This window comes from Streptomyces sp. NPDC051452 (assembly GCF_044454765.1).
GTDB lineage: Bacteria > Actinomycetota > Actinomycetes > Streptomycetales > Streptomycetaceae > Streptomyces.
Genome location: NZ_JBITEB010000009.1, coordinates 104069 through 130202, shown reverse-complemented (window position 1 = coordinate 130202; position 26134 = coordinate 104069). Strand labels below are relative to the sequence as shown.

Sequence of the window (26134 nt, the reverse complement as noted above, 5' to 3'; positions counted from 1 at the left end):
CGGATGTGTCGCCTGCGGGAATCGGAATCGGTTCCTCCCGTCAGTCGGCGAACTGAAGAGTAGAAGAAATAGAGGTCAGAATCCGTCCTGTATTCGCCCTACGCTGGGGGGCATGCCTCGACCCACCGGCCGCGTACTGACACTCCTGGAGCTGCTGCAGTCGGGCGGCACCCGCACGGTGGCCGAACTCGCCGACCGCCTCGATGTCGACGGGCGCACCGTGCGCCGGTACGTCGACCATCTGATCGACCTCGACGTGCCCGTGGAGTCGGTGCGCGGCCGATACGGCGGATACCGGCTCGCTCCCGGCTACCGCCTGCCCCCTCTCATGTTCAGCGACGAGGAGGCGCTGGCCGTACTGCTCGGTCTGGTGGCGGGCCACCGCGCGGGGCTGACGGCGGCGGAGCGGACGGCGAGCGAGACGGCGTCGGCCAAGATCCGGCGGGTGCTGCCCCGGCACGTCGCGGCCCGGCTCGACGCGCTGCTGGACTCACTCGCCTTCACCGACCGGCCCGGTGGGTCCACGGCACCGGACGGTGGAGTCCTGCTCACCATCGCCGACGGGGTACGCCACCACCGGCCGGTCTCCATCAGATACACCGACGGCCAGGGCCGGCGCAGCGAACGCACGTTGCACGCGTACGGGATCGTGGCCCACGGGGACCGTTGGTACGTCACGGGCAGGGATGCCGGGAGTGGCGAGGACCGTACCTTCCGGCTCGATCGCATCGCGGACGCCAGGACCCTGCCCGGCTCCTTCGAGGCGCCCGTGGGCCCCGCCCCGGCCGAGCGCGTGGTGTCGGGGTTCGTCACGGCCGCGTATCGGCATGAGGTGACGTTGCGGTTCCACGCGACGGTCGAGGAGATCCGCGCCCACCTTCCCGCCAGTGTGGCGAGCCTGGAGGAGGAGCACGAGCCGACGAGGCAGGAGGGCCGCACGGCGGAGCGGTGGATACGCGTCGAGTTGCGGGCGGAACGGCTCGACTGGCTGCCGCCGGTGCTCGCCGCGATCGGCCGGCCGTTCGTCATCGAGCGCCCCGACGAACTACGCGACCTCGTCGTCGCCCTCGCCGATCGCCTCGCTTCCTACGCCCGCCAGTCCTGACGAAGGCTGACTGGACTGACGGGCCTGCCGTCGAGGAGCCACCGTCAAGGGGGTACGGCAGTGTCGTGCCCGCAGGGACAACTGCCCGCCGGGCGCGCTGTCCGCCCGGCCGCTGAGCGCGGCGCACCTGCCCGACGTGTGCACCGTCTCGGCCGGCCACGCCCCCGACCCGCCGCTGTACCACGCGGTGGACGCCGCCATCTGTTGACCAGCCCGCAACGGGCAATCGATGCGGCCCGGGCGCCTCGTACGGCGACCGGCACAGCCAAGTCTCCGCGGCGCTGACCACCGTCCCCCGCGCCCTGTGACCTACGCCGAGATTTGAGACACGTTTTACGTGATGCACGCAACTGCCGTCCGGGGGGTAGCCGTCTGACAGGAAGTCGGGCCTGGCAGGGCGGAAGAGCGAGAGAGCGGGGCGGAACGTGGGACGGCGCAAGGGCAGCATAGGGATCGCACTTGTCACGGGTGTGCTGCTGGTGGGCGCGAGTGCCTGCGGCGGAGGCGGCGGCAGCGACAAGGCGAATGGGGACGACGCGAAGGCGCCGGGTAAGCCGAGTGCCTCCTCCTCCCCTTCGCCGACGAAGCCGGCGGGCCCGCCGATGCTGCTGGAGACGATCACTCCGCAGACGGGGACCACGGTCGGCGTGGCCATGCCGATCTCGGTGGTCTTCACCAACCCGGTGGCGGCGAAGGCGCGGGCCGCGGTGGAGAAGCACATGAAGGTGAGCGCCTCACAACCGGTGGCCGGCGCCTGGCACTGGTTCGGCGACAGGCGCGCCGACTGGCGGCCCAAGACGTACTGGCCCTCCGGTACCAAGGTGAAGATCGACGCCGACATGAAGGGCGTCACCAACGGCAACGGACGTTACGGCGTGCGCGCGTACACGCACACCTTCACCATCGGCGACGACGTCCGCGCGGACGTCTCGGTGACCGGCCACACCATGAAGGTGACCCGCAACGGCAAGGCGGTGCGCACCCTGTCGATCAACGCGGGCAGCGCCCAGTATCCGACGTGGAACGGCACGATGGCCGTCATCGACAAGCAGGAGAAGGTCCACATGACCTCCTGCAGCGTCGGCATCAGCTGTGACAAGGGCAGCCCCAACTACTACGACCTGACGCTGCCCTGGGACGTCCATCTGACCCAGTCCGGCACATACGTGCACTATTCGACCGGTGACCCCAATCCGGGCAGCGGCAGCGCTCGGGGCTCGCACGGCTGCGTCCACCTGTCCATGTCCGACGCCAAGTGGTTCTTCGGCCAGGTCAAGCAGGGCGACCCCGTCACCATCACCGGCTCGCCCCGCGCCAAGGCTTCCGCCGACAACGGCTACGCGGCCTTCAACCTCGACTGGAACCAGTGGCTCGCGGGCAGCGCCTCCGGAGAGGGGACGACCTCGGCGCTGTGATGCGCGGCGGTGGCGGCGCCGTCGGTGGACCGGCGCGGGAGCAGGCAGGATAGGGGCATGACCGAAATCCACACCCCCCGTCTTCTCCTGCGCCGCTGGCTGGACGACGACGTGGTCCCCCTGTCCGACATCCACGCCGATCCCGAGGTGATGCGGTGGGTCGGCGACGGCACTCCCCGCTCCCTGGAGGAGACCTCCCAGGACATCGAGGACTGGGAGGAGGAGTGGGACGACGAGGGTTTCGGAATGTTCGCCGTCGAACTCCTCGGATCCGGTGAACTGGCCGGGGCCGTCGGCCTGTACCGGGCGGACTCACCGCCCGTGGTCGCGGACCAGGTGGCGATCGGCTGGCGGCTCGGGCGCCAGTTCTGGGGGCAGGGCTACGCGTCGGAGGCGGCCCAGGCCACGCTCGAGTTCGCCCTCCAGGACCGCGGCCTCGACCGGGTCGTCGCCGCGTGCCGGACCGGCGACACCGCTTCGACGAACGTGCTGCACAAACTCGGCATGCGGCCGGCCGGCGCCTACCAGGATCCGGACCAGGGCCACGACCTGCGTGTGTTCGAGATCGACCTGACGGAGTACGAGGCCTGAGGAAACCGCCGTCGCCCCGGGACCGGCGCGGTCGCAGGGCACCGCCGTCGACCCGGAACAGGCGGTCGCGATGACCGCCCCGCGTCCCGGGTTGGCCGGCACGAAGTCCGCCCCCTCGGGCCTGCTCCCGGCACCGGGTGCCGGCCGGCGCCCCAGGACCATGTCAGGGCGGGTGGTCGTGTTCAACGCGAGCGGGTGATGGACAGCCCGCCGACGGCCGCCGCGGCTGCCACGGACAGACCCAGCACACTCGCGGCGAGGCCGACGCTCGTGGCGTCCGCGAGGTATCCCGTGGCAACCGGGAGGACCCCGGCGAACAGGTATCCCCAGGCGCTCAGCGCCGCGTTGGACTCGGCCAGCCGGGCCGTGGTCACCCGGGCGTTCAGCAGGGAGAAGCCGCCGAGCTGGGCCATCCCCTGCCCGGTGCCCGCGCACACGGCGGCGACGAGGAGCGTGGCGACCGATTCGGCGTGCACGGCCAGCACCACCAGCACCATGCCGACGGCGGTCGCCGCGGTCGCCGTGCCCAGCAGGCGCCGGGTAGGCCAGCGGCTGACGAAGAACTGGACCCCGGTGGAGGCGCCGAACATCACGAAGGCCGAACCGCCCGCCACGATCCTGTTTCCGGTGCCGAGCAGGGTGGCCAGCAGGGTGGGGCCGAGGGCGAGCAGGAACGACGTCCCGGTCATGCCCGGCATGTACGCGGCCAGACCCACCAGCAGATCGCCCCGGTTGCGGCGCGGCACGGACGGTGGCCGCAGCCAGGAGCCCACCCCCGCACGGCGTACGTTCGGCAGGGTGCGGATGACCGGCAGCACCGACAGCAGCAGCGCCCCCTCGACGACGAACACCGTCACGGTGGGCGCCGGGAGCAGTTGGGCGAAGAGGCCGGACAGCAGCGGGCCGGTGGCCAGACCGGTGCCCATGGCGACCGATCCGGCGAGCGAGGCCTGCCGGCGCCGCTCGGGGCCGCCGACGTCCGCCACCGCCGCCATGCCGGCCGCCACGGTGCCGCCCACCGCGAGCCCGGTCAGCAACCGGGCGACGAGGAGGGCGGCGACGCTCGCGGCGCTCGCGTAGAGCACACAGGCCAGCAGCGCCGACAGCGCGGCCGGGAACAGCACGGTGCGCCGCCCGTACCGGTCGGACACGGCCCCCGCCACGGGCAGGGCGAGCAGCAGTCCGCCGATGTAGAAGGCGAAGACCACGGTCAGAGTGCCTGTGCCGAAGCCGATCCGGTGCTGCCACAGCACGAACAGCGGCGTCGGCACGTTCGACAGCATGAAGACGGCGGTCAGCGGCCAGGCGGCGCGCCAGACGTCCCACTGGCGCACCGGTCGCGCGGTCGCCGCCGCGACCTGGTTCGCGGCCCCCATCAGGCGAGGCCGCGCAGCAGCGGCAGCAGTTCGTCGGCCGTCCGCTCAAGGGCCGCCCGGTAGCGCGGCTCGTGCAGGTCGGGGGTGGGCAGCCGGAGCACGAGGTGGCGGGCCCCGGCCGCGATGTAGCCGCCGAGCCATTCGGCGACCTGTTCGGCGGTACCGCCGAAGATGCCCTGGGTGGTGCGCATGGTGGGCAGGTCGAGGCCGTAGTAGGCGCGGAAGTAGGCCCGCAGGGTTTCCTCGGCCTTCTCGGTGCTGTCGTCGACGGCGACCGACAGGTAGACGGCGGCGGTGACGTCGGGCTCGGGGCGGCCCGCGGCCTCGCGCGCCTCCCCCACCCGCTGCCAGCCCTTCGCGTACGCCTGCGACGTGGTGCTGGTCGGCATCCAGCCGTCGTACTGGCGGCCGGTGCGCTCCAGCATCTTCTCGCCCCCGTGCGCGATCCACACGGGCGGGCCGGACGGCTGTTCGGGCACCGGCAACAGCGCCACGTCGTCGAGCCGGTGGTAGCGGCCCTCGTAGGAGACCGGCTTGCCCTCGGCGCGCCACAGCGCCTGGCAGATCTCCAGGGTCTCCCGCATCCGGCCCACCCGTTGCCCGAAGGGGATGCCATAGGCCTCGAACTCGGCTTCGGCGGCCGGTGAGTTGAAACCGGAGCCGAGGCCCGCGACCAGGCGTCCACCGGATATGCGGTCCAGGCAGGCGAGTTCATGGGCGAGGTGCACCGGAGGGCGCAGCGGCAGCAGCACGGCGGTGCCGAGCCCGACGCGCTCGGTGGTGGTGGCCGCGGCGGTCAGGGCGAGCAGCGGGTTCATCCGTGAGCGGGCCAGCGGGGACTCACCCGCCCAGATGGAGTCGTAGCCCAGCTCCTCCACGGTGTGGGCGAGTTGCCCGAGGTGGCGGGGGTAGTCGCCGGGTTCCACGACGGATTCGCGGCCGGGCAGGACGACACCGACGCGCAGGCCGGCGGGTGACTGGGGCATGGGTTTCCTCTGAGGTCTCGGGTCTGTGGCTTCAGGTCCGTGGTGGCGGCCTGCCGGGGTGGGCTCAGGCGAAGACGGCGTCGATCAGTTCTCGGGCCTGGCGCGGGTTGAGCCGCGGGTCGCACAGCGTCTCGTAGCGTTCGGGGACCAGGTGTTCGCCGGTGACCGGGCCGCCGACGCATTCGGTGATGTCGGCCGCGGCGGTCTCCAGGGGCAGGCCGCCGACGTGCAGCCCTTGTGCCTGCAAGGCGTGGCGGACGGCGGACGCCTCGCAGATGGCGTCGGCGAGGTGGCGGGTCTTGAGCCCCGAGGCGGTCTTCACGGTGTTGCCGTGCAGGGGGTCGCTCAGCCAGATGACCGGGTGTCCGGCGTGGCGCACGGCCTCGGCGATCGCGGGCGTCGCCGCCTCGGCCGCGCGCACGCCCATCCGCAGGATCAGTGTCAGGCGGCCGGGCAGCCGGTGCGGGTCCAGGACCCCGCACAGCCGCACCACTTCGTCGGGGGTCGCGGCCGGGCCGATCTTGCAGCCGACCGGGTTGGCCATGGCGGCGAGCAACTCGACGTGCGCCAGGTCGAGTTGTCGGGTGCGCTCGCCGATCCACGGGAAATGGGTGGAGGCCAGGTAGCCGGCACCGGTCTGCGCGTCGCGGCGGACCAGGGAGCTCTCGTAGTCCATCACCAGTGCCTCGTGGCTGGCCCACGGGCCCGACGGACCGGTACGCCGGAGGTCCAGCTCACGCAGGACGCGCGCGCTCGCCTGGTATGCCGCGAGCATCCGGTGCGGGTCGTGGCGGCGGGCCTCGGCCGTCGGCTCGGGTGCGTTGACGAGATGGCCGCGGAAGGCGGGCAGGTCCGTGCCGTCGTACCTCTCGGTCGGGTTGCTGCGCGGTTTGGCGAACTGGCCGCCCATCCGGCCCACGCGCACCACCGGCTGGTCGGTGTGCAGGGCGAGCCGGTCGCCGAGTTCGTCCAGCACCTCGGCCTTGGCTCCGGTGTGCTCCGGTGTGCACTCCGCCATGTCCTCGGCGCAGTCGCCGGTCTGGAGCAGCCGGGCGCGGCCCAGGGCGACCTCGGCGAGTTGCTGTCGTAACACCCTGATGTCGGGTGCGGCGGTGAGCGCGGGAGCCGCGCGCAGCTCACCGAGGATCTCCTTGAGGTCGGGGTGGGCGCCCCAGTGCGGCTGCTGCTCGGCCGGCAGCAGCTCCCACACCGCGGGCGCCCGGTCCTCGCGCAGGGAGAGCGGCGAGGGCTCGGTCATCGGGCCCACTCCGGGCCGGGGACGAGGCCTTCGATCTCGACGAGCAGGTCGTCCCGGCACACGGCCACGTTCAGGTACATGGTCTCCACGTCCGGGCCGAGTGCTTCGCGGCAGCGGGCTCGCACCACCGGCAGGTCCCGCTCGTGGCGGACGTAGACCTTGGCCAGCCGGAGGTCCTTGAGTTCGTGGCCGCCGTCCAGGCCCGCCGCGGCCAGGCTGGGGCCGCCGATCAGCTCGGCGATGTTCTCCAGGACCACATCGGTCTGGGCGGCGACATCGCCCTGGTGGACGGTCTCGTGGCCGAGGATGCTGGCCGTCCCGGAGACGTAGAGCGTCCCGGAGGGCTCCAGTACGGTGGCGCGGGCGAAGCTCGGCGGCTTTGGACCGTACTGCTCGGGGTAGTGGTAGGCGGGCGTCTGGCGCTGGTTCTCCACGTGCCGGGGGTGTCCGGTGCGGCTGGCGAGCAGGACGAAGGAGATGCCCTCACCGCGGGTGCCGATGCCGGTCGCGGCGGGCATGTGTGCGGTGCCGTCGCCGTGGTGGGCGGCGAACGCCTCGGCGCGGCCGGCCACGAAGTCCTGGTAGATCTCCAGGCCTTCGGCGTTGCTGCCGAGTATGTCGCCGACGAAGTTCCACATGCGGAAGATGTGCGGGTACCCGAGTTCCGTGACGAGGGAGAAGGCCGCCTCGTAGGTCGTCCGTACCGTGGGGGCGTACACGGGTCGCGGTGCGATGGTGCCGGAGACGAAGAGGTGCTCGCCGTCGTGCGCGAAGACCAGGCCGTCGCGGGTGCCGAAGGCCGGTTCGGTCGTGGTGGTCCACACCTCGCGAAAGGCGTCGAAGCCCGGCGAGGACATGGGGACGGCGAGTTCGGGGTGTCCCTGCGGTTCGAGGGCGAGGTGGAACTTCTCGCCGAACGCGATCGTGCCGAGGACGTGCCGGCCGAGGACCGGCTGGGGTGTGCCGGTGAGGGGCGCGAAGTAGGCCTGTAAGGAGGGGCGCCGGGTCATGTGTGTGCCTTTCGGGTGTGGGAGGGCTCGTCCGCGCGGCGAACGGAGGTGTCCTCCTCCAGGGGGTGGGCGTAGCGGCGGAAGCCGGGGACGTGCTCGGCCCGGCGCAGCGCACCCCGGTACAGGACCATGCCGTGGACGCTGCTGCCGTCGTCGCGCCAGCACGCCAGGGGGAGCCGGCGGGCGTCCCCCTCGTCGGTGACGAACAGGGCGACGTACCCGTCTGCCGCCAGCAGGCTCATGCCGCGCCGTCCGCCGGTGCGGTGCCGAACAGCCGGCCGTATCCGGTGATCTTGCGCGCCGTCTCGTCCGCTCCGGCCAGGTGCAGGGCGTGCCAGAACAGGACCTGGTTGGCGGTCAGCACCGCGAAGTCCAGTTCCTGCTCCAGGGCGTCGATGACGCCCACCGCGCGGATGCCGTTGCCGGCCACGAGGACGGCGTCGGGCCGGTGCCCGGCGACCGTGGTGCGGATCCACTCGGACAGCGCCTCGGGGGTGATCAGCTTCTGGTTGCTGGGCAGTCCGCACGGGCCGTGGTGGACGACTTCGAAGCCCTGCTCGGTGAAGTAGCCGGCGCCGAGCCCGGAGAGCCGGTCGTCGAACCACGGGGGGTTGACGAGGGCGATGCGGCGGGCGCCGAGCGCGGTGAAGCCGGTGACGGCCGCCGCGGTGGTGCCGGTGAGCGGCAGACCGCGGGTGTACTGCGCGAGCCGGTCGAACAGTTCCTTCTCGCCGCTCGCTCCGAGGACGTAGGCGGAGCTGGTGAAGTCGAGCGCGATGGCGTCGAGCGGGGACGCTGCCAGCAGCTCCACCGCGTTGTCGATGTGCGGCGGTTCCACGAAGGCCCGAACCGGGTCGTGCGGGATCTTCGGGTCCATCTCGCCGCCGGCCCGCATCGCGCCGAAGTGGACGCGCGAGCCGTGCACGAACACGTCCTCGGGTGCGATCGCCTGGAACTCCGACTCCGGGCCGACGTCCGCGTGCGGTACGACCACGCCGATGCGCGCCCGCGCCTCCCAGCCGTCCTTCTGTGCTCGGATGGTGCTCATGTCGCTGTCTCCTCGTCGTCGAGCGGGATCAGGCGGTCGCCTCGGCGGCCAGTGAGCCGCCGCGGACCGTCCCGGTGCCGGTGGTGTCCAGGAAGCCGGGGTGTTTGCGGCGCATGTTCGCCATCACGAACTCGTAGGGGACGTCGTCGAATCCGCCGTGGTCGGCCAGGAACTCCATGCTCTGGCGGCCCTCGTCGTCGAAGGGGTGGTGCAGGCTGTCGGTGGTGCCGTCGAACTCCAGCGCCTTCATGCCGTACAGCCGGCACAGGATCTTGTTGAAGACCGGGGTGGCCTTGACCCATTTGCCGTCCAGGTGGACGGAGTTCAGGCCGTGGAAGAACACGTCGCCACCGATGTGTGCGCGCAGCCGGTCGGAGGCGAGGTGGTTGCGCACGTCGCCGTAGTGGACGCGGGCGGGTATCCCGACGGCCCGGCAGGCGGCCGCGTACAGCGCCGACTTGTGCAGGCAGAAGCCCTTGCGGGTGGTGGCGGTGTGGCTGGCCCGCAGCCCCTGCGGGGACAGGTCGGCGCCGTACACCTCGTAGAACACGTCGTCGCGGACGGCGTGGTAGAGCTCGACGGCCAGTCGGCGCTTGTCGGCGGCGCGGTCGGTGACCGCCTCGTCGACGAAGGACTGGACGGAGTCGCTCTCGTAGTCGAGGAACTCGGTGGGCGCGGTGAGCCGTCGCAGGTCGTCGGGTGTGAGGGCGTTCATGGTGACCCTTTCGTCGGCTTCGGGCTCACAGGCCCAGGAGGGAGGCGATGCGGTTGCGCTGGATCTCGCTGGTGCCGGAGTAGATGGTTCCGCCGACCGCGTTGCGGACGTCCCGCTCGATGCCGGTGGCGGTGAGGTACCCCTGGCCGCCGAAGATCTGGACGGCGTCGAGCGCGGTGCGTGTGTTGGCCTCGCTGACCACGGTCTTGGTCGCCGCGATGTCGATGGCCGCGTCCTGGCCGGTCTCCACCTTGGCGCCGGTGTCGGTCAGCCACTTGCGGGCGGTCTCCACCGCGATCTTCATGTCCGCGATCTTGTGGGCGACGCCCTGGAACGTGCCGATCGGTTCACCGAACTGGCGGCGGGACTTGGCGTACTGGAGCACGCGCCGCAGCCGGTGTTCCATCTCGCCGAGTGTGAGGGAGAAGGAGAAGAGGATCTCCCGCTTCATCACGTGGTCGAGGATCAGGAAGCCGGCGCCCTCCTGGCCGATGCGGTGGGCGGCGGGCACGCGCAGCCCGGTGAACGTCACCTCGCTCAGCGGGGAGGTGCGCAGTCCCATCTTGTCGAGCGGGTCGCCGACCCGGAGGCCGGGGGTGTCGCGCTCGACCAGGAAGACGCTCAGGCCGAACGGTCCGGGCTTGCCGGTACGTACGTACAGCAGGAAGAGATCGGCGATCGGGGCGTTGGTGATGAACATCTTGCCGCCGTCGATGACGTAGTCGTCGCCGTCGCGGGTGGCGGTGGTGGAGATGTTCAGGGCGTCGGAGCCGTTGTCCGGCTCGGTGATGGCGTGCGCGGTGATCGAGTCGCCGGTGACGATCCCCGGCAGGAAGCGGGACTTGAGCTCTTCGGAGCCGAACGCCTGGAGCGGGACGCCGACGCTGACGATCTGCGTGGAGGCGGAGAAGCCGAGGCCGGTGTCGCGGCAGGTGTGTCCGAGGCCCTCCAGGGCGCGCATCGTGTCGGTCAGGGTGCCGGCGCTGCCTCCGTACCGCGTCTCGAACGGCACGGCGAGCAGTCCCGAGCGCTGGATCACCTTCCACTTCTCCCAGGGGAACTCCGCGCGGGCGTCCCACTGTTCGACGTCGTGGTTGAGTTCGCCCGCCCAGGGCGCGGCGAGAGCGTAGGGGTCGGTCTCCGGGGTGGCGGTGGGCAGTGTGGACGGTGCGGGTGTCATGTGTGTGCTGCCTTCCGGTACGTCGCTGATCGGGGCCGGGGCCCGCGCCGCTGTGCGCGGGGCGGGCCCCGGAACGCGGTGACTCAGTACTGGGAGAAGCCGTCGGCGGACAGCGTGTGCTGCTCGTCTCCGCGCAGGGCCGGGCTGAACACGGAGATCAGTCTGAGGTCTTCGTAGTCGGAGGCTATGAGGTAGTGCGCGTCGTTCTCGTTGAGGGCGTATATGGTGCCCTCGGTGATCTTGTAGCGCTCGCCGGACGCGGTGACGACCTCGCCGGACCCCCCGGTGCAGTAGCAGGCCTCGAGGTGACGGCGGTACTGCAGGGCGCTCTGGGTGCCCTTGCGGACCAGGGTCTCGCACACGGTGAAGCCCATGCCGTCGGCCTCGGTGAGCAGGCGGTGGCTGGTTCCGTTGCCCCACTCGACGGGGGCGAGTTCGCTGATGCTACGGACGATCATGACATCTCCTAAGGTGTGGTCGGATGATGTGTCGGGAGGTCTACCGGGCGGTCTTCTGGAGCGCTCCGGGAGTTTGTTCCGGCTCGTGTGCGAGCCCGGCACGCCGGATCAGACGGCGGTCTTCGTCGCGTTCTCGACGAACGCCGAAATGGCGCCGATGCTGCGGAAGTTGTCCGGGGTCAGGGGAATGTCGTCGATCGGGATCGAGTAGGTCCGGGAGAGGTGCGAGACGACCCGGACCACGCCCAGACTGTCGACGACGCCGTTGTCGATGAGGTCGAAGTCGGCCGTCAGGTCCGCCGTGTCCTCTCCGTCGAGGAATTCGGTGACGACATAGCCGCGAATCTCGTCCGCCAGGGAGGTCATGAGGGGTTTCCCTTCTGTCGTGCTGCCTTGATGAGGTTGCGGTCGGGCTTTCCGGTGGATGTGCGGGGCAGCGGAACATCGCCCACGTGCACGGAGGAAGGAATGGCGTGGCGCGGCAGGCGCTGGGCGCTGTGCGAGCGCAGCCCGAGGGAGGTGAGCGAGGTGCCGGGCCGTCGCGTCACCTGGGCGTGCAGCCGGTAGCCGGCCTCGGGATCGGGGATCGCCACCACGGCGGCCTCGGCGACGTCGGGGTGGGCGGTCAGGACGTTCTCGACCTCCTGCACATTGGTCCGCACCCCGCGGACCTTGACCTGGAAGTCGGTGCGCCCCTGCAGCCAGTGCACGCCGTCGGCGTCCCGGGTGACGAGATCGCCGGTGCGGTAGAAGACCTCGTCGCCACCGTCGGGGGCGGGGACGAACACCCCTTCGTTTCGGGAGCGTTGCAGGTACCCGAAGGTCTGGAACGGGGTGGTCACGAGAAGTTCACCGGTTCCGGGGCCTTGGAGGATGTCTCCGTCGCCGTCGAGCAGCAGGGCCCGCACCCCGGGCAGCGGCCGGCCGATGGGTGTCTGTTCACCGGCCGCCCGGGGGTCGGCGTCGTAGAGGAAGCTGTCGTTGGTCTCGGTGCACCCGAATACGTTGTGGAAGCCGGCGCCGGGGAAGGCAGTGCCGAGCTGTCGCAGCAGGGCCTGCGGCAGGGCGTCCCCGGTGAAGATGACGGTGCGGACCCCGGGGTGGACGGCACCGTCCTGGGTGAGCAGCCGGTGCAGCATGGGCACGCCCTGGACGAAGGTGACCTCGTGCCGGGTGAGCAGGTCCTGCAGGTGACGTGCGTCCGCGCTGAGCTGCTGCTCGACGAGGACGGTCCGGGCACCGAGCCACAGCGCGGTCCACACGTCGAGCAGGGAGAGATCGAAGTTCAGGGGTGCGTAGGCGAGCAGGGTGTCCTGCTCGGTGAGGTGGAACCGCCGGGCCGCCCAGTCGGCGAACCGCTCGAAGGCCTCGCCCCGGATGGGCACGATCTTGGGCGTACCGGTGGAGCCGGAGGTCGTGAGCAGCAGGGGCGCGGTGGCGGGGTCCGCGGTGTCGAAGTCCCGGGCCGCCTCCTCGTCCGGTACGACCGGAGAGGCGTCGAGCACGCCCTGGTCGTCGACGGTCAGCACCGTGGAGCAGCGTGCTTGTGCCGCGAGCGTCGCACGGGCGGAGGAGCCCAGGTCGGGCGAGGGCGCCAGGACCGCGTAGCCGGCTCGAAAGGCGCCGATGAGAAGAGCGATCGTCGCGGGCGTCTTGTGTGCCGGGACGCACAGCGGCTGTCGGCGGTCGAGCCCGAGGGCGTCCAGGGCGCCGGCCAGGTCCTCGGCGAGTGTGACCAGCCGGCGGTACGTCACCTGCCGCTCGCCCCAGATCAGGGCCACCTGATCGGGCCGGCGCCCGGCGTGGGCGGCCAGGGCGTCTGAAAGGCGTGGTAATGGCACAGTTCCCCCTACTTCGTGCACCTGTCCATGACAATCGACATGCGAAGGGGGGTGACGGCGCTTGAGTCGCGCCAAAAGACATGCGGAGCACGGCGGCCATCTGCATGACCGGCCCCGCACCACTCCCCCGTGATCGAGCCGCGACCAACCGTAGCGGTGATGCATGCAGAGTCAAGCATGTAATTGGCCCGGTCTTCAGTGATGCACATCACTGAAAGCGGAGCGTGCAGAAGCGTCGAGTTCGCTTGATGAACGGTGCGTTGCGAGTGGATGTAAGGGCTTCCCAGCGGGCGTCCCAGCCCTTAGAGAGGGGATCGCCCCGGCTGCGGGAGTGCCGCGTGGACACGTGAATCGGCGACGGGGGTGCGCCGCGGCCGCGCGCGCCCGGCCACGCCGTGAGGGCGCGCCGCAGGCAGAGGTGACGCGATGGTTAAAGAATGGCGGACCGCGCGGCATCGAATGTTCACCCCGGCCGGGCATGCTCGACCGGACGCCGAAACACCGGAGGCCGCCCCTCGCGGGACGGCTTCCCGAAGACGGCTCCCCCGGAGGTGGAGCCGAAAAGGAGGCGGGCGATGCCGCCTTTACAGGGCGCTGCGCAGCGCCTGAACAGTTCCGGCCAGCTCCGCGGTGGCGCCGGCGGCGTTCAGCGCCGCGCTCAGGACCTCGGCGTACGTGGCCCGCGCGTCGGCGTAGCGCTGCCTGCCCTCATCGGTGATGACGGCGTAGACGCCGCGCTTGTCGTCCGGACACAGGTCCCGGAAGGCGAAACCGGCCGCGAAGAGGCGGCCGACCAGCCGCGTCACCGAGCTCTGCCCGAGCCCGACCTTGTCGGCGAGTTCCTGCATACGCAGCTCGCTGTCCTTGGCCTGAACGAGACACTCCAGGGCCCGGAACTCGGACAGCCCTATGCCGTGCTTGCGCTGCAGGGCCTGGGTGAGTCGGCGCTCCACATGCGCGTGCAGGGTGAGGACCTTCCCCCACATGGCCTGGTCGGACGCGGCGGCCGACGCATAGGAGATCGTGGTCATGAGGCAGCTCCCTCTCAGGCGGCACGTTGACAACAAGATACATGTTCATGCAAGCTTTATCCCACCTGCTGGTCTCTTCCGCCGGATCCCACGGGGTCCAACTACATGCACGTACAAACAAGGACTGGGGTTCCATGCCCGATCCCACGGCATTCACGGCGCCGGTGACTTCGCCGGCCTGGTCGTCGGCGTCTTCGTCGGCCTCGCGGCTGTTCTCGTCATTGTTCGACACGGCCTTCACGCTCGGCAGCGGTGCCGTCCGGTGCCTGGGCCGTCTGCGGTCCCGCGCGCCGCTCCCGCTCGCCGTGCCGGTTGACGTCCGCGCGTACGCGGTGGCCCTGCGGCAGCTGGACACGGGCGTCGGTCACGCCGCCCCGACCGGCCTCGATGCCGGTGCGGCTGCCGTGCCCGACCTGACCATCCTCATGGGGAAGACCACCGCATGTCGGCCGGCCCCCTTCACCCCGGCCGGGGGCGCTGTCACCCAGCTCCGCCCGGCCGCAGTCTGAGCAGGGGAGCGAACGTGTCCCGTTGGGAGATGTCACAGAGCGAGCTGACCGAGTACGTCCGTGAGGCGGTACGCATCAGCAGTGAGCATGTCGCCCAGGGCGGCATCCCGTTCTCCGGTGTGGTGGTCAACGACGGTCGCATCCTCGGCACCGGCTTCAACCGGGTGCGCGAGGACAACGACCCCACCGCGCACGCCGAGGTGGTCGCGCTGCGCGAGGCTGCCGCCAAGTACGGGCTGCACGCCACGGCGGGGGCGACACTGATCGCCTCGGGTGAGCCCTGCGCCCTGTGCTACATGGCTTCGCTGTACTTCAACGTCGGCCATATCGTCCACGCCGCAGACCGCAAGACGGCCGCACGGTACGGCTTCGACTACGCGGGCTCGTACTCGATCTTCGCCCAGGACCCCGCGTCCTGGCAGATCAAGGTCACCTCGCTGCAGATCCCCGAAGCCACGCAGCCGTTCGAAGAATTCCTCGCCATGAACCGGAGACGGATGTGACCGAGAAACACGCGACCGAGACACATGTGACGGAGACACACACCGGCAAAGTCGGCATCAAGGTCTGGTCGGACTACGTCTGTCCGTTCTGCATGCTGGCCGAGAACCCGCTGCACGAGGCGACCGCCGACCTCGACGTCGACATCGAGTGGATGCCCTTCGAGCTACGGCCCCACCCGACCCCGACGCTGCGGCCCGAGGACGAGTATCTGCCGTCGATCTGGGCCCGTTCGGTCTATCCGATGGCCCGCAGGATGAACGTCGACATCACCCTGCCCACCGTCTCTCCCCAGCCCTACACCCGGCTGGCGTTCGAGGGCCACCAGTACGCGGCCGAGCACGGCAAGGCCGAGCAGTACACCCCGCGGGTGCTTCGAGCCTTCTTCCAGGAGAACCGGGACATCGGTGAACTGGACGTCCTCACCGACATCGCGTCCGAACTGGGCTTGGACGAGGCGGCGTTCGCCGAGGCGCTGACGGCCGGCACCTATACCGAGGCACACCAGGAGGCGCTGCGGACCGCCGCGGCACACCGCATCAGCGTCGTACCCACGATCATCGTCGGCGAACACCACCGTATCGAAGGCGTCCCCACCGCGGCCCAGATCCGCAAGGCCGTCCTCGACACCCAGGCCGAGCAGGCGGTCGCCCGAGGTGCCGCCTGCGGCATCGACGGGTGCTGACACGACACGAGGCGTTCGGACACCACGGCCGTCCTTCCTTGTCCGGAGGGTGTGTGCCATGGCGGCGACCCATTTCGGCCACCCGGCGACGGATCCGTGGCCCTCGACCGGGCGACCGGCTCGCGATCGCGTCGACGACCGAGGTGCACCGGCCGCACCCGGGCCGGGCGGTCGGGGCCCCACTCCCCCACCCGCGGATCCGGCACATGATCGCTTGCCGCGGTTACGGCGCGACGCCCCCTCACCCTGCCCACCACCGCTGACGCGGCACGAGGCACTTCCGAAACAGGCCGACACCACGACGCCGGCCCCAATCGACAACAAAGGGACCTACCATGCAGTGGCTCTACCTCGCCATCGCCGACATCTTCGAGATCGCCGTCGCCATCGCGGCCGGCAAGGCCGAAGGCTTCAAGAACCGCAAGTGGACCATCGCCACCCTGGTCAGCGGTGCCATCGGCACCTACTTCCTCAGCAAGGCGCTTTTGACCTTCAACGTCGGCGTCGGCTACGCGATCTGGACCTCCGTCGCCGGCATCGGCATCACGGTTCTCGGAGCGCTGCTCTTCGGCCAGCGTCTGACCTGGCGCAAGGCGCTGGGTATCGCCGCCATCATCGTCGGCGTCGTCGGCCTGCAGCTCAGCGGCGCCGCGTAGCCATCCCCCGACGTCTCCCACCACCCTCACCGAAGGACACATACACATGTCCAGCACCCAGCACTCCTCGGCCAACTCCTGGCTCACGCTTCTCCTCGCCGGAGGGTTCGAGGTCGGCTACGCCCTCTGCGTCGGCGGGAGCCACGGCTTCACCCGCCTGACCTGGTCGCTGATCGCCGTGGTCTTCTTCCTTCTGACGCTCTGGGCGCTGAGCGTCGCCCTGCGCACCATCGACGTCGGCATCGGCTACGCCGTCTGGGCAGGAATCGGTTCGGCCGGCGCGGCACTGCTCAGCCCCGTCTTCTTCGACGAGAGTCTCACCCCGGTCCAGGCCCTGTGGCTGGCCGTCATCATCGCCGGTGTGGTCTGGCTCAAGCTCGCCGACAGGCCGGAGCCCACCCCGGATTCGGCCGAGGCGCCGAACGCCGAGCACATCACCGCCACACCGCGGGAGACACCGAGCGCTCAGCACTGAACGGGATCCAGCCGGCCTGTGCCCGATCACCGGGTACGACGAACGCCCTGCCTTCGGTCACCCCGGTTCCGGCACCTGTCCACGGCTGACGTCGTGGCAGGGTTCGGAGCCCATGGGGGACCGGCCGGCAGGGCGCCGGTGTCGACACGACGGGGCGGAACCGGCTCAGCCCCCGAAGAAGGCGGTCAGCGACGCGAGGATCGCGAGTGCGGGCTGGGCGATGTCGGCGCCGGTGACGAGCAGCGAACGCAGCCGCTCCAGCCGCGTGCCGGCCGCTGCCGGGTCCGGCTGCGTGGTGGAGCCGATGCGTGCGAGGTCGTGGATCGTGGCGGCGGCCTCCTCCCGGTCGGCGGCGGCCATGTCACCGCTCGACAGGACCAGGCGCAGCAGCCGGGTCAGATCGTCGGCGCCGACGGCCGCCCCGTGCGTGTTCTGGAAGTCCTGAACGACGGTGTCCTGGGGCCGGTTGATGAACGTGGTGTTCTGACCCTGGAAATAGAAGTTCTCCGACAACGCGGCTCCCGCGGTTTCAAGGATGATGTGACTGTTGCTGACCGTGATCCCGTTCGGCGGTGGCACGACAGCCCGCATGGCCGTGGCGATGGTGCTCCGTGCCGAGCGGAGAGCTTCGAACGCGGCTGTGTCGGCAGCGCGGGCGGACGACAGCAAGGTGTGCATGGCCGTGTCCGCGGGGGCGTAGCGCCTGCTGTCCCGGCCCCCGGCCCGGTACTCGAAGTACTCGCCCGTACGGGCCTCCCGCCGGGACGGCCGGCCCTGGACGCCGTCCGTCGAAGCGGCCTCGGGAACCGTGCGCAGGGCTGTGGCGATGCCGCCGAAGAGCGCACGGAAGTACGCCGTGGAGGTGTGCTCGATCGGGAAGACGATCTTGTCGTCATCCGGGCGAGCCTCCTGCGAACCGTGGAAGAAGACCAGGCAGGGCAGTTGCTCGGGCCCGAGTCCGAGGAGCGAGGCGATCTCGTAGGCGCCCTGCGGGTCGTACGGTGTCCAGCGCAGCCAGCGCATGGCCGAAAGTACGCGGTACAGCTCGGGTTCCAGGTGGCGGCGCCAGTACTTCTTCGCGGTGCCCCAGTCCTGGCGCCGCTCCACGACGAAGACCCGGGTGGCGGGTCCCGACAGGACGTTGAGGTCGTCGAAGTGCGTGCGCACGTACGTCGCCAATTCGACGTCGGCCTCGGTGTAGAGCAACACGCCCCACAGGCGTGGACCCGCCACCGGTGCGGTGGAGTTCTCCGCCAGCTGCAGCCAGCGCAGCAGCTCCGCGGGGTTGGGAGGCGGAAGCAGCTGATAGCAGGCGTCGGGCGGGTGCTCGATGTACAGCACCAGCAGGTCGCCGTCGGCCAGGGCAAGGTCCGCCACCATGCGCCGCTCGTCCAGCCGCTCGTCCAGCACCGAGTCGGCGAGCCAGACAGCGAGCACTCGGTCCTCGAACGGGGACGATCCCTGTCCGGCGACGGGTTCCGGGCGGGCCGCTCCGACCCGACGGGCCTCGGCGAGGCAAAGCGCCGTCAGCTCGGCCACCGACATGCCTGTTAACTCCGCCTCGGCAAGCTCCACTTCGAAGAAGCGCGCAGTCACCTGCCGGTGCAGTTCATCCCACCGTCCGATGCCGTCGGACGGGGCGAACCCGCCCTCCTCGATCATCCGGTCCAACTCCCAGGAGAAGTTGGCTCCGTAGGCGCTGTGCGTGAGGATCGCCTGATCCCCCTCACACACATCAATGGCCAGTCGCATGTCCCCGCCCCTTCGTGAGGCAACCGAGCCTCTTGTGCTGACGGCCCGAGAACCTACCGTGCGACGGCGGCCGGCACCGGGCGTCAGTCGGGCTCCGTTTTGGACAAAGCCTCGGTGATCAAGCGGGTGGCGAACTCGTGGTCGTCGTCGGCCATTCTGTTGATGCGTTCCGCGAGGAGCACGGCCGTGGCTTCCAGGGGGTTCAACTCGGCCTCCGTCCACTCCCCGTACTGTGCGCGCCACAGATTGGGGCTCAGTCCGGTGCCCGCGGCGATGAGCAGCCCGGCCATGGTCGGGATGACCTCGGGACGGAAGGTCTTGGGCATCATGCGCATCGTGGCCACGAAGGTGGGCACCACGTACTCGATGACGTCCTCGTCATGGCTCTCGCAGGCCATGCGCAGCCACCGCATGAACATGTAGATGAGCGTGCAGGTCCCGTCCAACACCTCGTCGACCCCCTCGGGCCCCAGGGACGCGGCGAACTGCTCGACCATCTGTTTCTGTGCGGGGTCGGCCTCCGGCTTGCTGTCGTAGACGGCCTTGAGGCGGGAGTCGATCATCAGGAGCGCTGCGCCTACGTCGCCGACGGGAGCGTACTGGGGGTCGCAGGGCGATGACACAGCAGGCCTCCTCGTTTCACCGCAGCGGGCGGCGCGGCATGCCCATACGGTAGACCGTGGGTCAATCGGGAGTCCGGCGATTCCTGATGAAAGCGCCTTCGGTGGGGCCGGCCTGGCGTCGCCGGTCTTGGCCGAGCCGGCTCGTCTCACTGTAGGAACCGGACCCCCGTCCCGACGGCCTCGGGCGGCTACCGCTCGTTCGGGTTGAGCTCCGCGTACAGCATCTCGACCAACTTGTCGGCCTCGGGTGTCCGCCGGTCGCTGGAGACCTCGTAGTAGCCACCCAGGGTGGTGATCACGTCCCTGTGGGAGTCGTCGTATTCGTGCAGACGGTCCTCCTTCTCCTTGTGGGTCTCGGGATCCGGGATCTGCCACCACCACAACCTGTTGCGGATGTCGTCCTTCGACAGGGGGCCGTTCAGGACGATGTCCCTGCCTTGGATCCTTGCCGTGATCCGGACGGAACTCGCGTCGGCAGCCATGGGCTGTGTCTCCTCTCGCCGAAGGGAGCGACCATCGGCTCCTCATCTGGTCATGGATGCTGATACCCACCAAAGCGCCTTCTCCACGGACCGACACGACCGACCGCCCGCACCGGGGCACGCATGCCCCTTGGGGTGTGCATCGCATGAGGTGGCGCGTCGTCTTCCCGCGCATCCGGAGCGATTCTCGCGACTGAGCCGGCCGGCACTCCCCGAACATGCCTCGTCGCCGGACCTGACGATCCGTGACGGAGCCGGCATGTGCTCCGAGGCCGACTCAGTGGACGCAGAGGCAGAACGGGTGGCCGGCCGGGTCGGCGTAGACCCGCCAGTTGGCGTCCGGGCGCAGCTGGTCCGTCCTCTCGAGTACGGTCGCTCCCAGGCTGAGCGCCCGCTTCTCCTCAGCGTCGAGGTCGTCCACGTCGAAGTCCAGGTGGAGCTGCTGCGGGCGCCGTTGGTCAGGCCACTCGGGCGGCGTGTACCCGTCCACCCGCTGGCAGGCCAGCGGCGTTCCCTCGAACCCGTGCACCTCGACCCAGTCGGGATCCTGCGGGTCGGCGACCACCCGACCGCCGAGCAGATCCGCATAAAACTCCGCGAGCCGTACCGGATCCGCGCAGTCCAGCGCGACGGCCTGCAGCTTTCTGATCACTTCCGACACCCCATGGTCTTCCTGTTCTTGGGCCGCTTCCGCGGAGCCCTCGTACCCACCGCGGCTGGCGGCATGCGCAAACCGGTATGCCGGAGCCCGCGTGGACGGGCGCACCGACCCTCCAGGCAGTGACCGCTGGGGCATCGAGGCCCTGGCAATGGCGCAGTCCGGAGGCGCCGGTTACCGCGCGGCCGCGTACATCTCTCCTTGGAAGACCGGCAACATCGCGGAAGGCACTCCGCGGGCTCGCCGGCGCGGCCAAGGAAGCGGCTGCGCCACGGCTCCCGCATCTGGCGAAAGGACACACACGTGCGCTCCACCAAGACCGTCTCACCAGGCGCCGCACCCGGCTGTTCGCGCTGCCGCTCGCCGCCCCCGTGGGCGTTCTGGCCTGTGCGGTAGCGCCGTCGGCCCAGGCGTCCGGGTCTACCGCGCGCCTGGCGGCCTGCGGATGGATGGGATTCGAAGGCTCCGCAGCGAACGGCCATTGCCCTGTTGACTGAAGCGAGCTACTGCCGGCACTGAAGTGTTCACGAGTGGGGACGACCTGCGCCTTCTCGACTAGTCGAAGATCGTTCCCCGTGCGCATACTGATCGTTCACCCGCCGGAACACCCGATCCCGACGCGACGCTGAAACAGGCGATGGATCGGTTCTCGCTCTCTCATGAGTGCCGGTGATAAGCCTTGTTGGCGATGCGCCAACTGTCGCCGACGCGGACCAGCAGGAAGATGTCGGTGAAGGTGTCCGCGCCGTGCTGGAGCGTCATGGTCGCGGTCGCAATGGTGCCGTGGACGTCGACGCTGTCGATCCGGCGAGAGCGGCTCGGTTCGTCCGGGGCCGAGTGGCCGTGAAAGAGAGCGCAGTATTCATCCAGAGGCCACGAGACGAAAGCGCCGCCCCGGATTCCCTCGATGTGGGCGGTGGGCAGGAAAGCGTCGCGGAAGTGGGTGGGCTCGCCGGTGGCATGTCCGCGAATGTAGGCGCGGAGCGGTTCGAGAACCGCGTCCGACACAGCGGGGACCGTGGCGGCACTGGAGATGTCGGCCTCGGGGGCGGCAGAGGTGTCAGCCAGACCGACGGCGCTGCGCAGAGGTGTGTTTGACGCATCGGCCAGGAGAGCCATGTCCTTGACCAGCGCACCAATCGTGAAGTCGGCGGTACCGGCGGGCGACTCACCGTCAAGGAAGGGGCGTTTGCGGGCCACGAGCCCACCGAGCTGGCCGAGTTCGAGGACGTCCAGCGCCTGGGCGCGCTGCAAGCCGAGTGCGTCGGCTTGCCGCAGTGAGTCCCGCAGCGCGAGGACAGCGCCGGCGAGGCTGCTGTTGGCGATCAGCTTGAGCGCGGCCGCGGTGCAGGCGTCGTCGACGCGCCGCACGGTGCCGAGCGTTTCCAGAACCGGTCGGGCTCGATCGAGCGCGTCCTGGTCGGCGGCGGCGAGAATCTGCAGGGCGCCCGCGGCGGCAGCCGGCACAGAGCCGAGCACGGGCGCGTGGACATAGGACGGGCCGAGCTGCCGGGCCAGCTTCGACGCCTCGGCAGGAGCGATGGTGCTGGTGTTCAACACCATCGTGTCCGGGCGCAGCGAGTCACGGACGTCGTCGAGGACCTGCTGGCAGGCCGGCCCGTCGAACAACGCCAGGAGCACGAGATCTGCCCTTGCCACTGCCTCATTCGGATCGCCAGCCGTCTTGACGGCGCCTGATGTGCGCCCCGAGCGTGTCCAGCCCACGACGTCCCAGTCCTGGGCAGTGAGTCGAGTCGCGATCGCGCCACCCATGCGCCCCAAGCCGAGGACGGCGATCGTGTGCGGTGTGGTCATGCACGCCACGGTGGCGCACCAGGAAGGCTGCGACAAGCGCATATTGTGCAGGCCACCCATGCGGGAGGCGCATGTCGGCTGCGCATACTGATGCCATGGAACTAACGGTGTGGCGGACCTTCGTGACCGTGTGTCGACTCGGGTCACTGTCGGCGGCGGCCATCGAGCTCAATCACACGCAGTCGGCCGTCTCCCGGCAGATCGCCGGGCTGGAGCGGCAACTCGGCGTGCCTCTGGTGGAACGCCATGCGCGCGGTGTCCGTCCGACGCCTGCCGGCGAGGTGTTCCGGCACCACGCCGTGGCCACGCTCAACGAGGCGGACCGCGCCGTTCGAGCCGTACGAGACGTTCGTGACGGGACGTTCAATCGGCCGCTGGCTGTTGGCGCGACACCGTCCCTGGCCGCAGGGATCGTTCCCGAGGCCATCCGGGGGCTGCTCGAGCGAGCCGGATCCATCCGGTGGAACCTGCTACCGGGCCTGAGCGCGCAACTGCACAACCGCGTGATCGCCGGCGATCTCGACATCGCTGTTGTCACCGATGCACCGCCAGGGCTGCCCCATGACCCCCGGGTCATACGACGATTCCTCGGGCTGGACGACATGGTCGTCGCACTGCCCGTCGGCCATCCGCAGGCCGCGCGCGGCCCGGTACACATCCGGACGCTGGCCGACCAGACCTGGGTCGAGGACAACGACGGCTCGGCGGCGCTTCTGCGCCAACACGCCGCCCGAGCCGGGGTAAGCGCCCGCATCGACCTCACCGCAGCCGATCTGGTCGGCAAATTGGCCCTGGTCGCAACCGGTCATGCCATCGCGCTGGTACCCGGCGTGCTGACGGGCGCGCTCCGGACCGGCGTCACCACCATGCCCCTCGTCGATCCTCCGACCCGTGGCATCTACGCGATCACACCACGCCGTGACCCCCACCCCTCCGCAGCGCCCCTGCTCGACCAGCTCGCCACAGCCTTCGCCTCGGTCCGTCCTACCCACGCCCCTCATCAGCCGACCGAGAAGGATGCCCATGCCGCCGCGCCGACATTTGACGACAGCGGAACGGAAACGCCCCGAGTATGAGGCCGTTGCGCCAGGGGCACCTCGGCGCCGCACACTCATCACCGCGCTCAGGGCACGGACGATGATGAAACACTGCTGAGCTATCCATAAACCACGGCCCCGGCAAGACGGTCCTGGACTCCAACGCGACCGGCGCCTGGCACGACAGCGGGTACCGGGGCGGCCTCTGCGCCCACCCCGGCGACACCGGTCCCTGATCCCGGGCGGCCGTCCGACTCGGCCATATGCGCCGACCACGGTTTCGGCGGTCACCCGTCCCAGGGTGCCTCGACGGCCCACAGCGAATCCCGGCGCCCGGATGGGTCTTTCACCGAGCGTGTCTAGAGGGAGAAGCACGGTCACGGACCTGGGTTCGTCATGACCGCGCCCGTCCGCGACCAGGCACCTCATCCGCCGACACGGGCGAGGGCGGCACGGACCGCGGTCAGGATGGTCCGGGGGTTGGCCGGCACCGGGACCCCCTGGATTGCCACGGTGGGCGTTCCGCCCACGCCCCGCTGGGCGGCCACCGCCGTCACGTAGAAGCTCCAGTCCAGGTAGACGCCCTGCCGGACGCACTCGGCGAACGAGCCGTCCCCCAGTCCCACCCCGCGACCGAGCTCGACCAGTTCGTCATCGGACAGGCCCGGCCCGCCCTCGGGGGGCTGGTTGGCGAACAGCGCGTGCAGGTACTCCATGAACTGGCCGCCATCGGACGCGCAGCCCGAGGCCGCCGAGGCACGGGAGGAGTACCGGGTGGTGGACAGCCCGTCGAGGAAACCCATCGGGTGGTAGACGAGACTGATCGCCTTGTCGGCCACCAGCTCGTCGAGGAGCTGCCCGCTCTTCTCTTCGAACTGCTTGCAGAACGGGCACAGGAAGTCGATGAAGGCATCCACCTGGACCGGGCCGGCTCCGACGACGATGCCGTCCCCGGTCGGCGAGGCACTGGCCGGAACCCGGGAGGGCGAGCTGATCTGGGGCGTCTCAGTACTCATGCCGGGTCCCCTGTCGTGAAGTCGATGGAATTCGCGTCATCACGGGCGACCGGCATGGCAAGCCGGCCACGGGTCAACAGCCGGCACGTACGCCGGCCCTCGAACGCGGCACCGGAAAGGCGCACATGCCGCGCCACCACTTCTTCCAGCCTGCCACCGGTCCGTTGGATTTCAAAACAAGCGCTTGCGAGCGATGCTCATGGTGTGCGCGTAGCCGTGTTCCGGGCACCGGGAGATCAGCGCTAGATGTTCTGGAACTCGTTCGGCAGTTGCGACATCAGATCCTGGAATTCCATGGCGGGGACGGCCTCTGCCAGCGTCATGAAAACCGCCGCGGTGCCCCTGCGCGCAACGGTCTCGTCGACGCCCGCACGCTCACTCACTCGCCGGACGAACTCGGCAACGCCGAATTTCTGGGCGACATCCTCCGGTGGGACCAGGGGCGGGGCGATCTCGGCGGGCAGGACGCCGGCCAAGTGCCTGGCCTCACCGCCGGTGATCCGCTCGGCCAGTGTCAGCATCGCGGTCCGGGTCAGCTCCCTGGCCTGCTCCTCGGGCACGTGGGCCCGCTGGCTGACGAGCCGGATGAACTCGTCGCTGTCCATGGCGCCTCCAATCCGGCAGCCCACCACGGATACCGCGCATGAACTGCCCCGAACAATGATCGATATGCCGGCGCGACTGGCGACCGGTGCCGAACGGCAAAGGAGCGCACCGCGTCCAGCAGGGCCCTCAACGCACCGGTGGGGGTTCCGGGCTCGGCGACGCACTGAAGTGCTTCGACATCGTCGGCACCCGGTTTTGCCGGGAATGCCACGGGTAGGGCACGAGTACGAATTGCCTCGGGACAAAGCCGAGGAGGATTATGTCTTCCACAAGCGTACGGGACGTACTGGAAGCGCTGCAGGATGTCGACTTCCCTGCGAGCAAAGACGAACTGGTCAAGGCGCTTCGCGCCATTCCCCTGGACGAATACGGCAACCGGGATGAGGTGGCCAGATCTGTACGGCATCCGATCTGGACCTGAGCACGGCGCAGCGCGCGGAGCAGACCGACGCGGCGCGGCGGCCGCCCCGGCCGGTCGCAGCACCTACGTGACGTCCCGAAGCCGCCGGTTCGGCGAGGACATCGCCGTAGAGATCGACGCTGTCCGGCGGCATGCTCTGGGTGACCGTGCCCAGGGCCGTGCCGGCGAAGGCTCGGCATCTGGAGATCGAGAAGGGAGGCCGGCCGCCGGCTCCCAGGCGGGGCGGGGCGCCGAGCGTTCGACCGCTGCCGCCGCGCAGCCACCCGGGCAAGCCCTCCGCCTGCCTTTGTTTCGTCCTGTGAGGAGTTCTCATGGCAGTCACCACTGAAGCGGTCATCCCGCTGCTGCGCGACGTGCGCGATGCAGAAGAGGCGGTCGCCGGCAAGTTGCGGGCGGATCTGGCCGCCGAACCCGCGAGGGACCACCGGCAGACCCTGGAGGATCACATCCAGGAGGTCGATGACCATATCCACGAGCTCAATCGCCGCCTGGAGCAGTTGACCCCCAGAGGACAGTTGCCCGGGGCCTTCACCACCCTGGGCGATCAGGCCGTGAGTACCGGCCGCTTGCTGTGGCGGCTGATGTCGGGGCTGCCGTCGACCGTGCGGGCCGGGCACGACGGTCACACTCCGCAACGCCTCCTCAAGGACATCGAGGAAGAGTTCGGCGTCGCGGCCAAGGCGGCGGCGGCCGCCCGCGCGGCGGAACGTTGCGCAGATGAGATCGGCGACAGCCTCGACGTCGACATGGTCCGAGGCATCCGCACCGACGACGAGCGGTTCCTCAACAACCTGGACCACAGCCTGGAAGAGGCGGCAGACGTGGTGGTTCGCGTCAAGACCAGCGAGGTCGGCGGCGGAACCGCACCGGCCTCTTGAACAGGG

At 69.9% G+C, this 26134-nt stretch carries 30 protein-coding genes; 11 read left to right on the top strand and 19 right to left on the bottom strand.

Going from position 1 to position 26134, the window contains the following annotated elements; all coding sequences use genetic code 11:
* The first annotated feature begins 112 nt into the window (after window positions 1-112).
* From ACIBA9_RS21830 to ACIBA9_RS21820, 3 genes are all read left to right on the top strand, one after another.
* The gene (locus ACIBA9_RS21830) at window positions 113-1105 is read left to right on the top strand and encodes a helix-turn-helix transcriptional regulator (RefSeq protein ID WP_399365276.1); all 993 of its coding nucleotides are present in this window, start codon (window positions 113-115) and stop codon (window positions 1103-1105) included.
* Between the two features lie 425 nt (window positions 1106-1530).
* Window positions 1531-2520: an Ig-like domain-containing protein gene (locus ACIBA9_RS21825; RefSeq protein ID WP_399365273.1), complete on the top strand. Its 990-nt coding sequence runs from the start codon at window positions 1531-1533 to the stop codon at window positions 2518-2520.
* Window positions 2521-2577: 57 nt separating this feature from the next.
* Complete coding sequence (locus ACIBA9_RS21820; protein WP_399365271.1) at window positions 2578-3111, top strand: GNAT family N-acetyltransferase; 534 nt, start codon at window positions 2578-2580, stop codon at window positions 3109-3111.
* Window positions 3112-3293: 182 nt separating this feature from the next.
* Here the strand turns inward: ACIBA9_RS21820 and ACIBA9_RS21815 are convergent, their stop codons facing one another.
* The 12 genes from ACIBA9_RS21815 to ACIBA9_RS21760 form a co-directional block, all read right to left on the bottom strand.
* Entirely contained in the window at window positions 3294-4487 is a 1194-nt protein-coding gene (locus ACIBA9_RS21815) for an MFS transporter (protein WP_399365269.1), read from the bottom strand.
* Window positions 4487-5473, bottom strand: a complete 987-nt coding sequence (locus tag ACIBA9_RS21810; RefSeq protein ID WP_399365267.1) for an LLM class flavin-dependent oxidoreductase — start codon at window positions 5471-5473, stop codon at window positions 4487-4489. Before ACIBA9_RS21810 ends, ACIBA9_RS21815 begins: the two co-directional genes overlap by 1 nt.
* 64 nt (window positions 5474-5537) lie before the next feature.
* Complete coding sequence (locus tag ACIBA9_RS21805) at window positions 5538-6731, bottom strand: 3-deoxy-7-phosphoheptulonate synthase (protein ID WP_399365265.1); 1194 nt, start codon at window positions 6729-6731, stop codon at window positions 5538-5540.
* Complete coding sequence (locus ACIBA9_RS21800; RefSeq protein WP_399365263.1) at window positions 6728-7741, bottom strand: FkbO/Hyg5 family chorismatase; 1014 nt, start codon at window positions 7739-7741, stop codon at window positions 6728-6730. Before ACIBA9_RS21800 ends, ACIBA9_RS21805 begins: the two co-directional genes overlap by 4 nt.
* The gene (locus tag ACIBA9_RS21795) at window positions 7738-7983 is read right to left on the bottom strand and encodes a DUF6253 family protein (protein ID WP_399365261.1); all 246 of its coding nucleotides are present in this window, start codon (window positions 7981-7983) and stop codon (window positions 7738-7740) included. The genes ACIBA9_RS21800 and ACIBA9_RS21795 overlap by 4 nt, the downstream gene beginning before the upstream one ends.
* On the bottom strand, window positions 7980-8789 hold the full coding sequence (locus tag ACIBA9_RS21790) for a maleate cis-trans isomerase (RefSeq protein WP_399365259.1): 810 nt from the start codon (window positions 8787-8789) through the stop codon (window positions 7980-7982). Before ACIBA9_RS21790 ends, ACIBA9_RS21795 begins: the two co-directional genes overlap by 4 nt.
* Before the next feature lie 28 nt (window positions 8790-8817).
* The gene (locus ACIBA9_RS21785; protein WP_393901149.1) at window positions 8818-9504 is read right to left on the bottom strand and encodes a transglutaminase family protein; all 687 of its coding nucleotides are present in this window, start codon (window positions 9502-9504) and stop codon (window positions 8818-8820) included.
* A 25-nt stretch (window positions 9505-9529) separates the two neighbouring features.
* Complete coding sequence (locus ACIBA9_RS21780) at window positions 9530-10684, bottom strand: acyl-CoA dehydrogenase family protein (RefSeq protein ID WP_399365257.1); 1155 nt, start codon at window positions 10682-10684, stop codon at window positions 9530-9532.
* An 83-nt stretch (window positions 10685-10767) separates the two neighbouring features.
* A complete protein-coding gene (locus tag ACIBA9_RS21775) occupies window positions 10768-11142 on the bottom strand; it encodes an ectoine synthase (RefSeq protein WP_393901147.1) in 375 nt (124 codons plus the stop codon).
* Window positions 11143-11250: 108 nt separating this feature from the next.
* Entirely contained in the window at window positions 11251-11508 is a 258-nt protein-coding gene (locus ACIBA9_RS21770; RefSeq protein ID WP_399365255.1) for an acyl carrier protein, read from the bottom strand.
* Complete coding sequence (locus ACIBA9_RS21765) at window positions 11505-12983, bottom strand: AMP-binding protein (protein ID WP_399365253.1); 1479 nt, start codon at window positions 12981-12983, stop codon at window positions 11505-11507. Before ACIBA9_RS21765 ends, ACIBA9_RS21770 begins: the two co-directional genes overlap by 4 nt.
* A 584-nt stretch (window positions 12984-13567) precedes the next feature.
* Window positions 13568-14014 carry a MarR family transcriptional regulator gene (locus tag ACIBA9_RS21760; protein WP_362156420.1) on the bottom strand — a complete coding sequence of 149 codons (447 nt, stop codon included), beginning with the start codon at window positions 14012-14014 and terminating at the stop codon, window positions 13568-13570.
* A gap of 134 nt (window positions 14015-14148) precedes the next feature.
* Between ACIBA9_RS21760 and ACIBA9_RS21755 the strand changes: the two genes are divergently transcribed.
* The 5 genes from ACIBA9_RS21755 to ACIBA9_RS21735 all read left to right on the top strand — a co-directional run bounded on the left by ACIBA9_RS21755 (window position 14149) and on the right by ACIBA9_RS21735 (window position 16840).
* Window positions 14149-14523, top strand: coding sequence for a hypothetical protein (locus ACIBA9_RS21755; RefSeq protein WP_399365251.1), 375 nt, complete (start codon window positions 14149-14151; stop codon window positions 14521-14523).
* Between the two features lie 14 nt (window positions 14524-14537).
* A complete protein-coding gene (locus ACIBA9_RS21750) occupies window positions 14538-15026 on the top strand; it encodes a nucleoside deaminase (RefSeq protein WP_399365249.1) in 489 nt (162 codons plus the stop codon).
* Window positions 15023-15709 (top strand): DsbA family protein, encoded by a 687-nt coding sequence (locus ACIBA9_RS21745; protein WP_399365247.1) that lies wholly within the window; start codon window positions 15023-15025, stop codon window positions 15707-15709. Before ACIBA9_RS21750 ends, ACIBA9_RS21745 begins: the two co-directional genes overlap by 4 nt.
* A 335-nt stretch (window positions 15710-16044) precedes the next feature.
* Complete coding sequence (locus ACIBA9_RS21740; protein WP_362156410.1) at window positions 16045-16365, top strand: SMR family transporter; 321 nt, start codon at window positions 16045-16047, stop codon at window positions 16363-16365.
* A 46-nt stretch (window positions 16366-16411) separates the two neighbouring features.
* The gene (locus ACIBA9_RS21735; protein WP_399365245.1) at window positions 16412-16840 is read left to right on the top strand and encodes a DMT family transporter; all 429 of its coding nucleotides are present in this window, start codon (window positions 16412-16414) and stop codon (window positions 16838-16840) included.
* Between the two features lie 165 nt (window positions 16841-17005).
* Here the strand turns inward: ACIBA9_RS21735 and ACIBA9_RS21730 are convergent, their stop codons facing one another.
* The 5 genes from ACIBA9_RS21730 to ACIBA9_RS21710 all read right to left on the bottom strand — a co-directional run bounded on the left by ACIBA9_RS21730 (window position 17006) and on the right by ACIBA9_RS21710 (window position 22170).
* On the bottom strand, window positions 17006-18592 hold the full coding sequence (locus tag ACIBA9_RS21730) for a hypothetical protein (protein ID WP_399365243.1): 1587 nt from the start codon (window positions 18590-18592) through the stop codon (window positions 17006-17008).
* An 83-nt stretch (window positions 18593-18675) separates the two neighbouring features.
* On the bottom strand, window positions 18676-19215 hold the full coding sequence (locus ACIBA9_RS21725; RefSeq protein ID WP_399365241.1) for a hypothetical protein: 540 nt from the start codon (window positions 19213-19215) through the stop codon (window positions 18676-18678).
* 188 nt (window positions 19216-19403) lie between these two features.
* Window positions 19404-19697, bottom strand: a complete 294-nt coding sequence (locus ACIBA9_RS21720; protein ID WP_399365239.1) for a hypothetical protein — start codon at window positions 19695-19697, stop codon at window positions 19404-19406.
* A gap of 277 nt (window positions 19698-19974) precedes the next feature.
* Window positions 19975-20349: a VOC family protein gene (locus ACIBA9_RS21715; protein WP_362156397.1), complete on the bottom strand. Its 375-nt coding sequence runs from the start codon at window positions 20347-20349 to the stop codon at window positions 19975-19977.
* Window positions 20350-21012: 663 nt separating this feature from the next.
* The gene (locus tag ACIBA9_RS21710) at window positions 21013-22170 is read right to left on the bottom strand and encodes a nuclear transport factor 2 family protein (protein WP_399365237.1); all 1158 of its coding nucleotides are present in this window, start codon (window positions 22168-22170) and stop codon (window positions 21013-21015) included.
* A gap of 95 nt (window positions 22171-22265) precedes the next feature.
* Between ACIBA9_RS21710 and ACIBA9_RS21705 the strand changes: the two genes are divergently transcribed.
* On the top strand, window positions 22266-23246 hold the full coding sequence (locus tag ACIBA9_RS21705; protein WP_399365235.1) for a LysR family transcriptional regulator: 981 nt from the start codon (window positions 22266-22268) through the stop codon (window positions 23244-23246).
* Between the two features lie 386 nt (window positions 23247-23632).
* Here the strand turns inward: ACIBA9_RS21705 and ACIBA9_RS21700 are convergent, their stop codons facing one another.
* A complete protein-coding gene (locus ACIBA9_RS21700; RefSeq protein WP_399365233.1) occupies window positions 23633-24223 on the bottom strand; it encodes a DsbA family protein in 591 nt (196 codons plus the stop codon).
* Between the two features lie 242 nt (window positions 24224-24465).
* Entirely contained in the window at window positions 24466-24828 is a 363-nt protein-coding gene (locus ACIBA9_RS21695) for a DUF2267 domain-containing protein (protein ID WP_399365231.1), read from the bottom strand.
* Between the two features lie 260 nt (window positions 24829-25088).
* Here ACIBA9_RS21695 and ACIBA9_RS21690 point away from each other — a divergent pair, with 260 nt between their 5' ends.
* Together ACIBA9_RS21690 and ACIBA9_RS21685 are read left to right on the top strand one after the other, a co-directional pair.
* A complete protein-coding gene (locus tag ACIBA9_RS21690) occupies window positions 25089-25250 on the top strand; it encodes a DUF2795 domain-containing protein (protein ID WP_399365229.1) in 162 nt (53 codons plus the stop codon).
* A gap of 311 nt (window positions 25251-25561) precedes the next feature.
* On the top strand, window positions 25562-26128 hold the full coding sequence (locus ACIBA9_RS21685) for a hypothetical protein (protein WP_399365227.1): 567 nt from the start codon (window positions 25562-25564) through the stop codon (window positions 26126-26128).
* Window positions 26129-26134: the final 6 nt, after the last annotated feature.

Excerpts from the sequence above, each read along its gene's own strand:
- ACIBA9_RS21830 (WP_399365276.1), top strand. The coding sequence starts at position 113 with ATGCCTCGACCCACCGGCCGCGTACTGACACTCCTGGAGCTGCTGCAG.
- ACIBA9_RS21820 (WP_399365271.1), top strand. The coding sequence starts at position 2,578 with ATGACCGAAATCCACACCCCCCGTCTTCTCCTGCGCCGCTGGCTGGAC.
- ACIBA9_RS21815 (WP_399365269.1), bottom strand. The coding sequence starts at position 4,487 with ATGGGGGCCGCGAACCAGGTCGCGGCGGCGACCGCGCGACCGGTGCGC.
- ACIBA9_RS21810 (WP_399365267.1), bottom strand. The coding sequence starts at position 5,473 with ATGCCCCAGTCACCCGCCGGCCTGCGCGTCGGTGTCGTCCTGCCCGGC.
- ACIBA9_RS21805 (WP_399365265.1), bottom strand. The coding sequence starts at position 6,731 with ATGACCGAGCCCTCGCCGCTCTCCCTGCGCGAGGACCGGGCGCCCGCG.
- ACIBA9_RS21800 (WP_399365263.1), bottom strand. The coding sequence starts at position 7,741 with ATGACCCGGCGCCCCTCCTTACAGGCCTACTTCGCGCCCCTCACCGGC.
- ACIBA9_RS21795 (WP_399365261.1), bottom strand. The coding sequence starts at position 7,983 with ATGAGCCTGCTGGCGGCAGACGGGTACGTCGCCCTGTTCGTCACCGAC.
- ACIBA9_RS21790 (WP_399365259.1), bottom strand. The coding sequence starts at position 8,789 with ATGAGCACCATCCGAGCACAGAAGGACGGCTGGGAGGCGCGGGCGCGC.
- ACIBA9_RS21785 (WP_393901149.1), bottom strand. The coding sequence starts at position 9,504 with ATGAACGCCCTCACACCCGACGACCTGCGACGGCTCACCGCGCCCACC.
- ACIBA9_RS21780 (WP_399365257.1), bottom strand. The coding sequence starts at position 10,684 with ATGACACCCGCACCGTCCACACTGCCCACCGCCACCCCGGAGACCGAC.
- ACIBA9_RS21775 (WP_393901147.1), bottom strand. The coding sequence starts at position 11,142 with ATGATCGTCCGTAGCATCAGCGAACTCGCCCCCGTCGAGTGGGGCAAC.
- ACIBA9_RS21770 (WP_399365255.1), bottom strand. The coding sequence starts at position 11,508 with ATGACCTCCCTGGCGGACGAGATTCGCGGCTATGTCGTCACCGAATTC.
- ACIBA9_RS21760 (WP_362156420.1), bottom strand. The coding sequence starts at position 14,014 with ATGACCACGATCTCCTATGCGTCGGCCGCCGCGTCCGACCAGGCCATG.
- ACIBA9_RS21755 (WP_399365251.1), top strand. The coding sequence starts at position 14,149 with ATGCCCGATCCCACGGCATTCACGGCGCCGGTGACTTCGCCGGCCTGG.
- ACIBA9_RS21740 (WP_362156410.1), top strand. The coding sequence starts at position 16,045 with ATGCAGTGGCTCTACCTCGCCATCGCCGACATCTTCGAGATCGCCGTC.
- ACIBA9_RS21735 (WP_399365245.1), top strand. The coding sequence starts at position 16,412 with ATGTCCAGCACCCAGCACTCCTCGGCCAACTCCTGGCTCACGCTTCTC.
- ACIBA9_RS21730 (WP_399365243.1), bottom strand. The coding sequence starts at position 18,592 with ATGCGACTGGCCATTGATGTGTGTGAGGGGGATCAGGCGATCCTCACG.
- ACIBA9_RS21720 (WP_399365239.1), bottom strand. The coding sequence starts at position 19,697 with ATGGCTGCCGACGCGAGTTCCGTCCGGATCACGGCAAGGATCCAAGGC.
- ACIBA9_RS21710 (WP_399365237.1), bottom strand. The coding sequence starts at position 22,170 with ATGACCACACCGCACACGATCGCCGTCCTCGGCTTGGGGCGCATGGGT.
- ACIBA9_RS21705 (WP_399365235.1), top strand. The coding sequence starts at position 22,266 with ATGGAACTAACGGTGTGGCGGACCTTCGTGACCGTGTGTCGACTCGGG.
- ACIBA9_RS21700 (WP_399365233.1), bottom strand. The coding sequence starts at position 24,223 with ATGAGTACTGAGACGCCCCAGATCAGCTCGCCCTCCCGGGTTCCGGCC.
- ACIBA9_RS21695 (WP_399365231.1), bottom strand. The coding sequence starts at position 24,828 with ATGGACAGCGACGAGTTCATCCGGCTCGTCAGCCAGCGGGCCCACGTG.
- ACIBA9_RS21690 (WP_399365229.1), top strand. The coding sequence starts at position 25,089 with ATGTCTTCCACAAGCGTACGGGACGTACTGGAAGCGCTGCAGGATGTC.
- ACIBA9_RS21685 (WP_399365227.1), top strand. The coding sequence starts at position 25,562 with ATGGCAGTCACCACTGAAGCGGTCATCCCGCTGCTGCGCGACGTGCGC.